The sequence below is a fragment of the Halobaculum sp. MBLA0143 genome, assembly GCF_041361465.1.
Taxonomy (GTDB): domain Archaea; phylum Halobacteriota; class Halobacteria; order Halobacteriales; family Haloferacaceae; genus JAHENP01.
The window spans coordinates 579,262-589,226 of sequence record NZ_JBGKAC010000002.1; the positions used below are offsets into that span (position 1 = coordinate 579,262).

Genomic DNA, 9,965 nt, shown 5'->3' on the forward strand with positions numbered 1-9,965 from the left:
CGTCGACCGGGCCCGCGAGGGTGGCGTCTACACCCGTGACGGTCCACGCCCCGATCAGAACCGCAGTTCGTCGTTCGGGTGTCTGAGGTCGATCTCGCTCGCGTGAACCGTCTCGGGGTCGTCCGCGAGGTCGCGGTACAGCCGGGCGATCTCGTCGGGGTCCATCCAGTCGTCGTGGTCCGGGTAGCGCTCTCGGAGGCTGGGGTTCTCGATCCAGCCGTCGACGACGACGTGGATCGACTGGACGCCGTGCTCGCCGAGGTTGTCGGCCATCGCCCGTGCGGTGCCGCGAGCGGCCTGGCGGGCGGTGACGGACGCGACGCTGCCGCGCGGCACCCGCGCCTGCTGTGAGGTGGTCCAGAGGATCGTCCCGCCGTCGCCGTCGGCCATGTCTTGGGCGGCCCGCCGGGCACACTGGTACTGCCCGGCGACTCGGACGCTCCACGCCTCCGTCAGTTCCGCGCGGGTCGTCGACAGGGTGTCGCCGCCGACGTTCGCGCCGGCGACGTTGTTGATCTGCACGTCGACGCCGCCGAACCGCTCGTGGATCGTGTCGTACGTCGCCGCCACGGCCTCGGTGTCGCTCACGTCCGTCGGCGCCGCCAACGCCTCGCCGTCCGTCTCCGTCGTGATCTCGTCTGCGAGCGTCTCCAGGAACGCCTCCGAGCGCGCGAGCATCGCCACCCGGTCGCCCGCCTCTGCGAACTCCCACGCGAGTGAGGAGCCGAGCCCTTCGCCGACGCCCGCGACGACGACAGTTCGTGTCACGGACTGTCCTGTGGGCGGCGACGTATTCAGTCCCTCGGGGCATTGCGAGGGGTGGAACTGTGCGAGACCGCTCAGAGGCTGTCGTTCGTCTCTGGGTACCACTGTGCTCGACACCGAGTGATCCTGAGAGTCGAGCCTCAGATTCGCGTGCGCAGTTTGTGGTTGGTGTTGCTCACTTCGATCTCCCAGCCGTTCTCCTCCAGCAGTTCAGAGAGCTGTTCCAGGTGTCGTTCCCCACAAGACACGACGACGGTCTCGTAACCGTTCTCGGTTGCGATTCTGTCGATGTTGTCTGCCATGTCCCGGTCCCGGCTCCCGAGACGCCTCAGGTCGAGTCCGATCAGGGTCCCGGAGAACAACACCGGTGTGCCACCGAGGATCACGAACTTCACCACCACCGTGTAGACCGCCGAGGTGGCCGGTGACACTTCTATCAACGGCGGGCCGAAGCTCGGCGCGAACAGCGCAAGCGACAGTGCCACGAGTGAGAGTAGTCCAACAGTAGCGATCCAGACTCGGGGAAATCGATCGTACAGTACCGGAATGGTAGTGTCGATCTCGTCGTGAACGGGGACCGACGAGAGCTGTTCGACATCTGGCTCGTCGCGCAGAACCTCCTGAACCCAGTAGATCGTGAAGACTCCGGTCAGGAAGACCACGTACCCCAGAGACCAGCACTCCGGACTGACAGAGTCCGCCCGACGCTCCACGAACAACGCGTCGACATCCCTGTCCAACTGAGATTCGAGGGACTTTCGGTCGGCTGAAGAGGTGTGGACCTCTCCTTGGAGTATCGCCTTCACCGGCTCCAGTTTCGAATTCCGGTCACAAATACGACGGGAAAAACGACCAGGAACCTCACTGCGAGGTTCGATCAGTTCGAAACCTCACACCATCGGGAGCTCGCAGTCGTCGACACACTGCCCACTCTCCTCAACCACTCCACACCGCCACGCTGGCGGCGATGACGCCCCCGACCGACAGCGTGTACTTCGTCGCGTCGGTAACGGCGTGCAACACGGCACTCCTGCGTCGGGGTTGTGTTCGTCCGACTGCACCGTCTAGCGGTCGTCGTACTCCCGGACCTGAAAGCTGTCCGTCGGCTGGTCGTCGCGGTACACCTCGTTAGCGCACAGCGACAACGGTGACGGCTCAAACCACGACGACAACGGCCCGACAGCCGTCTTCAGCACCGTGACTTTCTCGCCGTACGCTTTCCCGGCGGCGTAGAGCGCGCCGTCCCAAGATTCAGCCCGTACCACTGCATCAGTCTCGATAGCGAGAGAGTATAATTGTGCGGCGTATTCCGAGCGGTAGGACCTCTGAAACCGGAGATCACCACTCGTCGAGCACCGCCGCGAGACGATCCGCTACCGCGGCCTCGATTCCCTCGGTGTAAGTCTCCAGCGTTTCGGGCTCCTCGTTGGTCGGGAGCCTACAACTGTGGATCTCGTGTTCGCTAGCGACGATCGAGGGCTCGTCGGGGGCGTTCGCAGCGTCGTCTAGGTCGTCCGTCGCCGGCAGCGCAAACACCCCGGGCGCTTCGGTGACGAGACAGTAGCCCGCCATCTGGGTCGCGTCGCGGCCGGACACGCCGCCGGGCTTCCACTTCGCGTCCACCACGGCGACGGCACGGTCTGCGGGCGTGGGGACGTCGCCGCCGTCACCACCGTTGTTGCTCGCATCACGTTCGCGCGCTACGACCACGTCCGGGCGGACGGTGTCGCCGCCGTGAGGCCCTTGGACGAGCGCCGGCAGAGTCTCCTGCCCGAGAACGGTGTACGGGCGGTCGGCGACGGCCGCGCGAGTCGCGCGCTCAACCACCCGCTCGAACAGAGCGTTCATGTCGACAAACAGGGCTCGTGCCCGGCGGTCGCCCGGCTGGAGGTCGTCGAAGAACGCTCCCAACAGCACCGTCCGGGTGAGCGCCAACAGCCTGTCGTAGTGGTCGGTGAGCCGCGACAGTTCGATCCGTTCGACTGCGTCCGGGGGAACCGTCCGCGGCACCGAGCCGTCGATACGGTCACGGAACGCCCGCGCCGTCTGTGTGAGCCTGGCCGCGATCTGGTCGGTCCGTGTCGCCGTCCCGTCGGCGATGCCGTCGCCGTGCGCAAGCAGCCGCCGGAGGCGACGCGCCGCGACGGCGACCACACGGTTGAGCGTCGTTCCGGTCGTCGCCGCTCGGTAGTCGACCGCGAACGTCGTCGGCGTCGGACCGGTCGGGCGCCGGAGCTGTCGCTGGCGGTCCAGTCGGCCTCGAATCTGGTCCCAGACCCCTTCGCGGTCCGTGTACGTCTGATCGACTCCGCGGGCCAACACCGTCTGCAGTTCGCGCTCGAACAACACCGCCAGCACGCGGTGGAACTGGGCGCCGTCCCCCAACTCCGCCGGCGTCGACAGCGTCGGCGCCGGCGTGTCGTGGGCGTACACCAACAGCCACAGCAGTCGGCCGACGGTCTCCTTCGGCGTGACCGTCACCCGACGGCCGCTCGGGAGCCGCACCGTGCCGACAGCCGAACCGCTGTGGAGCCGCGCCGACAACGCTCCGTCCCGACGATCGTAGGCCACCGACAACGGCGTCGCCTCCGTGTCGGCCACGCGGAGATCCTCGATTGCCTCCGCGTCCGCCCGTGGCAGTTCGTCGAGTTCGCGCTCGTCGTGTTCCGCGAGCGACACGTCCGGCGGCGACTCACTCATCGGGGGTCGTTCTCGTCGCTGTCGGGTCGTCGGCCGTCGCGTCTACCGGGGCGTTCTCCGTCGCCTCTGATGCGTCGCCCGTCGTCGCGCCCCCTGCCGCTGTGCCGTCGCCCACGCTAGTGTCGAGTGGCACGGCGTCGTCGCCGTCGGTGCCACCAATCTCGCACAGTGACTCGTACAGCGTCTCCAGGTCGAGATCGACCGGGACGCCGTGCCCCCAGTCGAACAGATCTGTTCCGCCGTCCTCGAACAGTTCCCGCCGGAGTGCGTCCGTCTGACCGTAGTAGTACTCCGCCAGCTGTGGCAACAGTTCGAACTGCCAGGCGTCGGCGACGGCGCAGGCGTCGTCGTGACCCAGCAGTGCGGTGTGGCCGAGCTGTTGGCCGCGTTCGAGTCGGGCGGCGTCCCTGCGGATTCGCTCGTTCAGCGCCGCCAGCGCCGCCACGCTCGCCGCGAGCAGCCGGTCGCGGTCCGACGCCGACTCGTCGGTGACCACCGCGGACGGCGTCTGAACGTCGCCTTCGTCCCCCCCAAGTTCGAGCGCCAACACCCGCTCGGGCTCCGGGGAGACACGGAGGAAGCGGAATCGCCGGCGCAGCGCGGCGTCGACGAGCGCGATGGACTGGTCGGCGGTGTTCATCGTCCCGATTAGATAGAGGTTCGGCGGCAGCGAGAACGAGTCGCCGGAGTGGGCCAGCGACACCTCGTGACGGTCACGCTCGCCTGGCTCCAACAACGTGATCGCCTCGCCGAGGACCTGTGGGAGGTCGCCGCGGTTGATCTCGTCGATCACGAGCACGTACGGCGGCGCGTCGCTCGGGTCGCTGTCGTCGCCGACCGCCTCGTCGTACGCTGCCCGGGCGTCCTCGGCGACTTCGCGCAGGAGTCCCGGCTCGATCTCGTAGGTGACGCCCGTGGCGCCGGCGTTCGCGTCGGCCTCGGCGTCCGCTCCAGGCTCGTTCCCGTCGTCGTCGACGGTCGTCGCCGTCAGTCCCTCTAGGAAGTCCTCGTACGCGAACGCGGGGTGGAAGGTGACGGTTCGGACCTGTTCTTCCGTCGGCTCGTCCGTCCGGTCGTCGACCCACCACCGCGCGAACGTCGTCGCGGTGTGGGTCTTCCCTGTCCCGGGCGGCCCAGTGAGGACGACCTGGCCCGTCGCGTCGAGTTGGCGGGCGATCTCCTCGTGGCGCGCTGGGGGTGAATCGGGGATCGAGATAGTGTCAGTGGCGTCGTCGTCGGTGCTGCCGTTCGGGTCGGTCCCGTCCGTGTCGACTCCCGACGGCGGCCACTCGAACGTCTCCCAATCCGGATCTTCGACCCCCAACTCCGCCAGCAGCCAGTTCGCGGCCGGACGGGAGAGTTCGAAGAGGTACCCCTGGTTCAGATTGCCGTTGCTGTTCACGGGATAGTGCTTGTCCGGCCGAAACGGCTCGTGGTCCAGCGCGGCGAGGATTTCGTCTTTTGATACCGGTGTATCCAATCTGTGGGTTCGTACTCGTGCGATCTCGTAGTCTGTGCCGTCGTCCTGAGTGATCCGTAGATTCCCCGTTGCTTGTGAGACAGCACAGATCTCCCCATCGAAGTTGTGGAAGATCAAGTCTCCCTCAGCGAGGCGGGTAGCCCGGTGCGTGGCCCTGCCGTCGTGCTTCGCTCGAAGGTAGCCGTTCTCAAACTCGTGTTCGTTGCTCTGAGTGACCCAGTAGGTGTCTGCTCGCTCGCGTGTTACGTCTGGAACAACTGGATCTGCGGGGTCGCCCGTCGGATTCTCCGGCGCCCACTGGAAGAAGTAGTCGAGGTGGCGGTAGTTGTCATCGAAGTCGTAGTCTTTCCTCACAAAGTGAAACTCTGTCGAATCTCCATACCTTTCGTCAGACTCTATCTCGGATATAAAAGACTCGTAGCTACTAGATGGATGAACTCTGCTTCCGTCCCCAGGTCTAACGTAGCCCGACAACTGACTGCTCACCCCTCGGCCGAAGTACTTCTCCATCCCCTCGCGGGCGGGGGAGTTTGCGATGGGGAACTCCTCCGGAGCCATCGCGTACACGATTGGCGAGACGATTCCAGCCTGTACCCCGGACACGTCACGTCTGGCGAACTTCTCGACAGCTTCGATTCGCCCCTCGGTGGACGCCGCTCGGACGAAGTCACGCAGAAACTCCGTCACCGCCTCCTCGCCACCATCGACGTTCACCGTGTTCGTCCCGCTCCCGACGATCCCGATCGGACCGTCGAAACACGTGAAAATCCGGTCGCGCGTCTCGTCGTCGAGATCGAACTGTTCGACCGCCTCGCGTTTCTCTTCGCGTCCGAAGGTGTTCTCGTGTTGGACGAGATTGTACAGTACGGTCAGCTCTTCGCTGCCGATCTCCTCGCGGGTCTCCACCAACGCCTCCGCGAGCGTCCGCACCGCCTCGCTCGTGTTCTCGGCTCGCTCGCGCTCGTGTTCCCAGTCGGCGTGCTCGAAGTACGCCTCAACGAGTTCATCAGTGTCGGGGACGCTCACGACCGCAGTGTGAGCCGTGCCCGAACAAAAGTTTATCCCGTCGCAGATTTCGACGTGTCCCGACCTGCAACGGTTCGGGTTTCGACTCGGCTGGCAGTGCGGAGCCCTGTCGATCCTCGCTACCGAACGACGACGACTCCAGCCGGAAGTAACTCCCAATCACTGCGACCCACAGAAGACGTTTACCGATTCGCACGACCGACACGAACGTGCCCTCCGAACACTCACCGACCGCGTGGCTCCCGACGCTCGCTTGTCTCGCCGTGGTCGTGCTCGCCGGCTGTGTCGCCGGCCCGGCGGCACCGTCGTCGTCGACGACGACGGCACCGACGCCGGGGGCGACCCCACTCCCGGACCGGGTCGTCGAACTCCCCGACGGGCCGAAGACGCTCCCGGAGCGTCCCGACCGGCTCACCGCCGAGACGGTCGGGCAGTACGCCCAGACGGTGGAGTACCGCTACGCATACAACGGGCTGTACTACAGTCAGTACTCCAACGTCACCCTGAGCTGTTGGACGGAGTCGACCGACCGGACGGCCGTCGGCTGGGAGGTCGTCGTCTCCTGTCGGGGGTACTCCAACACCCGGCCGCCGACGGAGTCGACCGCGTCTGCCGTCCACGCGGACTGGTTCACTCAGACGTTCCGGTACTACGTCGACGAGGACTCGACGATTCGTGGGGACCGGGTCGACACGCGGTGAGTCGGCGACACGGACGAGGCCGTCGCTCCGTGGTCGGCGTCCGCAGCCCCCCGAGTCGCCGCACACGCTGCGGCCGTAGTCGGTACTGCTATTCGCCTCGCGTCGAGGCGTAGTGACGTGCGAGAGATCCTCGCGGAGGCACTGGCGGACACAGACGCCCGAGCGGACGGCCGGCCCGACGACGCGACAGCCGAGCGTCGTGGGGACGACCCGGACGACCACGACGAGTTCGGCCCGCCGCGGGTTGCCGTCGTCGCCGTCGGTGCCGGAGCGACGGCCGTCGTCCGCCCGTCTGCGAGTGGTCCCGACGGTGTCGAGACAGTGGCTGTCGACGGAAACGACTGTTCTGTCGTCGCCTCGGTCGACGGGGACGAGGGGCGCGCCGCCACCGAGAGAGCCGCCGCGACGGTCGCGGACGCAGATCTCGTGTTCCTCGTCGTCGCCCCGGCGTCGGAGCAGTCCGACGCGACCGCGAGCGCCACCGACACGGCGACGGGGGTCGTCGAGACAGCGACGAGCGTCGCCGACACGGCGGCGGCGGACACGCCGGTCGTCGGGTTCTGCCGGGCGTCCGCGTCTGTCGGGAGCGGCGACCCCAGTCGAGTGACGCGAGCACGGCTCGCGGCACCGTCGTCGCCAGTCGACACGACAGTCGTCGCCCCGGTCGGCGCCGAGCGGCTGGGAGCGGCGCTGGCGCGTCTCGCAGCGACGATCACGCAGCCGGGTCTCGTCGGACTGGACTACGGTAGGCTGTACACGATTCTCGGCGCCGGCGGCGTCGGCCTGTCGGTCGTCGCCACCGTCCCGGACGACCGCCGACCGTCACCCGTCGTCGCCGACGCGACGGCGCCCGACGCGACGGCCCCGGGACCGGACCCCGACGACGCGAGCGGGGCGTTCGTCCACCTCGCTGGCGGCCCGGACCTCACCCTCCGGACGGCCGAACGAGTGTTCGAGACGGCGACGCGAGGGCTCGACCCGGACGCGACGACGGCTTGGAGCGCCGACACACGACCGGCGACCGCTCCCGACCGACTCCGGGTGACGTGTCTGTACACCGACGCGACGGCCGCTCCCGTGAACGCCACGAGAGAGTGACGCACTCCGACCCACTCGACGACGGTGTCTGCCTCCTCCACCGACACTTGATCTGCGCTGGGCTCGTCCTCGGAGTTTCTGCCGACCGACACCGCCGATCCGGGCTCGCGTAGAGATAATTGTTCAGTTTTGTCCTTCAAGACGCTCTCTACACACTTCCGGTCAATTTAAAGAATAGGAGAGAGTAGTTCAGAGTATGTCGAACAGCGTCGGTAAGCTGCCGTTCGTCGGGCGATCCGACGAAAACTCGGGGAGTGGGGGAGAGCGGGAGTCGAACGAACGGCGTGAGTCTGGAGTCCAGGGGGGTGGATCGTCGGCGTCCGACGGTGAAGGTAGGGAGATTCGGTCCGACGGCGGGACGGACCTCGGCGGTCGTGACTCGGCAGACGAGTCGATCGACATCAGTGCGGTGGCGATGCTGAACACGCTCCCACGGCCGGCGTTCCTGCTCGACGCGAACCACCAGGTGATCGGCTGGAACGAGGAGCTAGCGGAGCTGACGGGCGTCGAGGCGGCGTCCGTGCTGGGCGAGCGGGACAGCGGGCGCTTCTACGGTGTCGACGAGAAGACAGAGACGCTCGCGGACGCCGTGGTCTCCGACCCGGAGAACGCACACCGGACGACGGACGCCGAGCGATCGGGCCGCGATCAGCGGGCGTACGAACTCGACGAGGTGTTGGTGAACGACGACGGCCAGGAGCTTCGCGTGCAGTCGGTAGCGACGCCGATCTACGAGGACGGCGCGTTCGCGGGCGTGATCCAGCTCGTCAACGACGTGACGGAGAAGATCGAGCGCCAGGAGGCGATGCGAGCGTTGGTGCGCCAGAGCGCCGAGACCGGCGACGAACTCACCGACGGCAACCTCGACGCTCGCGTCGAGTTCACTGGCAACAACGAGGTGCTCGACGAGGAGGTGCTGGAACTGGTGAACGTCATCAACGACGTAGCCGAGAGCACCCAGGAGATGGTCTCTGGGTTCGTCACCGAGGTGAACGGGGTGTCCGAGTCGGCGGCGGAGATCGCCGAGTCCGCCGTGGAGGTGGACGAGCAGGTGGACACACAGAACGAGTCGATCGAGCAGATCGCCGAGGAGATGGAAGAGTTGAGCGCGACGATGGAGGAGGTGGCCGCCACCTCCGACCAGGTCGCCTCGGCGGCCGAACAGGCCCGCGAGGCCGCGGGCGACGGGATGGACGCCAACGAGAGCGCCCGGGACACCGTCGACGACGTACGGTCGGTCGCCGAGGAGTTGGCCGACACGGTCGACGAGCTGAACGACCGGATGGACGCCGTCGGCGAGGTGGTAGAGGTGATCGCCGAGATCGCAGAACAGACGGATATGCTCGCGCTCAACGCCTCTATCGAGGCCGCTCGCGCGGACGTGGACGGCAGCGGCTTCGAGGTCGTCGCAGACGAGGTGAAGTCGCTGGCCAACGAGACGAAAGAACACACCGACGAGATCGCCGCGCAAATCGACGAACTCCGCGAGCAGACGATCGCCACCGTCGAGGCGACGGAGACGACGACCGAGTACGTCCGGCGGGCCGACGACGAGATCGACGACGCCGTCGAGTCGCTGGCGGCCATCGACGACGCCGTCGAGGAGGTGGCGACCGGGATCGACCAGGTCGCCCGCGCGACGGACGATCAGGCCGCCTCCATCGAGGAGAGCACTGCCACCGCAACGGACGTGTTGACCGACGCCCAGGAGATCGCCGACGCCGTCGGCGAGATCACCGCGGAGACGGCCGAACAACGCGACGCCGTCGACGACATCGTGGACTACATGTCGGAGCTGGCGGGCTCGGACGCACTCGACCGCGTCGACGACGACATCGACGCCGTGGAGACTGCGCGGGACGAAGTGGACGAGGCGACGTTGTAGGCTGGAAGTGCATGCGGGCCTGCCGTCGGGACGCCGACTGCTGCCCGCACCCCCGCGAGAACGGACCGCTTTCTGCTGGCGACTCGACGCTCACTCGGGCCGGCCAGGCGAGGACGGCGACTCGAACGGGCGGCAGCCAGAGACGCAGTTGGTGAGGGCAGCACTCGGCGTTGGGTAGTGTGAGTTACTGTGTCATATTTATTCATATAATGAAAGTATGTGTATTGTCACACTAGAACTGTCGTATTCACTTTCTCACGTCCGTTCGCCTCCATTATACTCAAGTGGTAGTTAGTTCTCTAGCACCCCA

The 9,965-nt window shown here is 66.7% G+C and carries 8 protein-coding genes; 3 read left to right on the top strand and 5 right to left on the bottom strand.

The window, feature by feature from the left end:
- Positions 1-54: 54 nt before the first annotated feature.
- The 5 genes from RYH79_RS18015 to RYH79_RS18035 form a co-directional block, all read right to left on the bottom strand.
- Positions 55-768, bottom strand: a complete 714-nt coding sequence (locus RYH79_RS18015) for an SDR family NAD(P)-dependent oxidoreductase (RefSeq protein ID WP_370901791.1) — start codon at positions 766-768, stop codon at positions 55-57.
- A gap of 137 nt (positions 769-905) precedes the next feature.
- On the bottom strand, positions 906-1,571 hold the full coding sequence (locus RYH79_RS18020) for a hypothetical protein (protein WP_370901792.1): 666 nt from the start codon (positions 1,569-1,571) through the stop codon (positions 906-908).
- A gap of 258 nt (positions 1,572-1,829) precedes the next feature.
- A complete protein-coding gene (locus RYH79_RS18025; RefSeq protein ID WP_370901793.1) occupies positions 1,830-2,030 on the bottom strand; it encodes a hypothetical protein in 201 nt (66 codons plus the stop codon).
- A 73-nt stretch (positions 2,031-2,103) separates the two neighbouring features.
- On the bottom strand, positions 2,104-3,465 hold the full coding sequence (locus tag RYH79_RS18030) for a 5-methylcytosine restriction system specificity protein McrC (protein ID WP_370901794.1): 1,362 nt from the start codon (positions 3,463-3,465) through the stop codon (positions 2,104-2,106).
- Entirely contained in the window at positions 3,458-5,971 is a 2,514-nt protein-coding gene (locus RYH79_RS18035; protein ID WP_370901795.1) for an McrB family protein, read from the bottom strand. Before RYH79_RS18035 ends, RYH79_RS18030 begins: the two co-directional genes overlap by 8 nt.
- 209 nt (positions 5,972-6,180) lie before the next feature.
- On the opposite strand from RYH79_RS18035, the gene RYH79_RS18040 reads away from it, so the two are divergent.
- The 3 genes from RYH79_RS18040 to RYH79_RS18050 all read left to right on the top strand — a co-directional run bounded on the left by RYH79_RS18040 (position 6,181) and on the right by RYH79_RS18050 (position 9,655).
- On the top strand, positions 6,181-6,672 hold the full coding sequence (locus tag RYH79_RS18040) for a hypothetical protein (RefSeq protein WP_370901796.1): 492 nt from the start codon (positions 6,181-6,183) through the stop codon (positions 6,670-6,672).
- 117 nt (positions 6,673-6,789) lie between these two features.
- Entirely contained in the window at positions 6,790-7,770 is a 981-nt protein-coding gene (locus RYH79_RS18045) for a hypothetical protein (RefSeq protein ID WP_370901797.1), read from the top strand.
- A 196-nt stretch (positions 7,771-7,966) separates the two neighbouring features.
- Positions 7,967-9,655 (top strand): methyl-accepting chemotaxis protein, encoded by a 1,689-nt coding sequence (locus RYH79_RS18050; RefSeq protein ID WP_370901798.1) that lies wholly within the window; start codon positions 7,967-7,969, stop codon positions 9,653-9,655.
- The last annotated feature ends 310 nt before the right edge of the window (positions 9,656-9,965 follow it).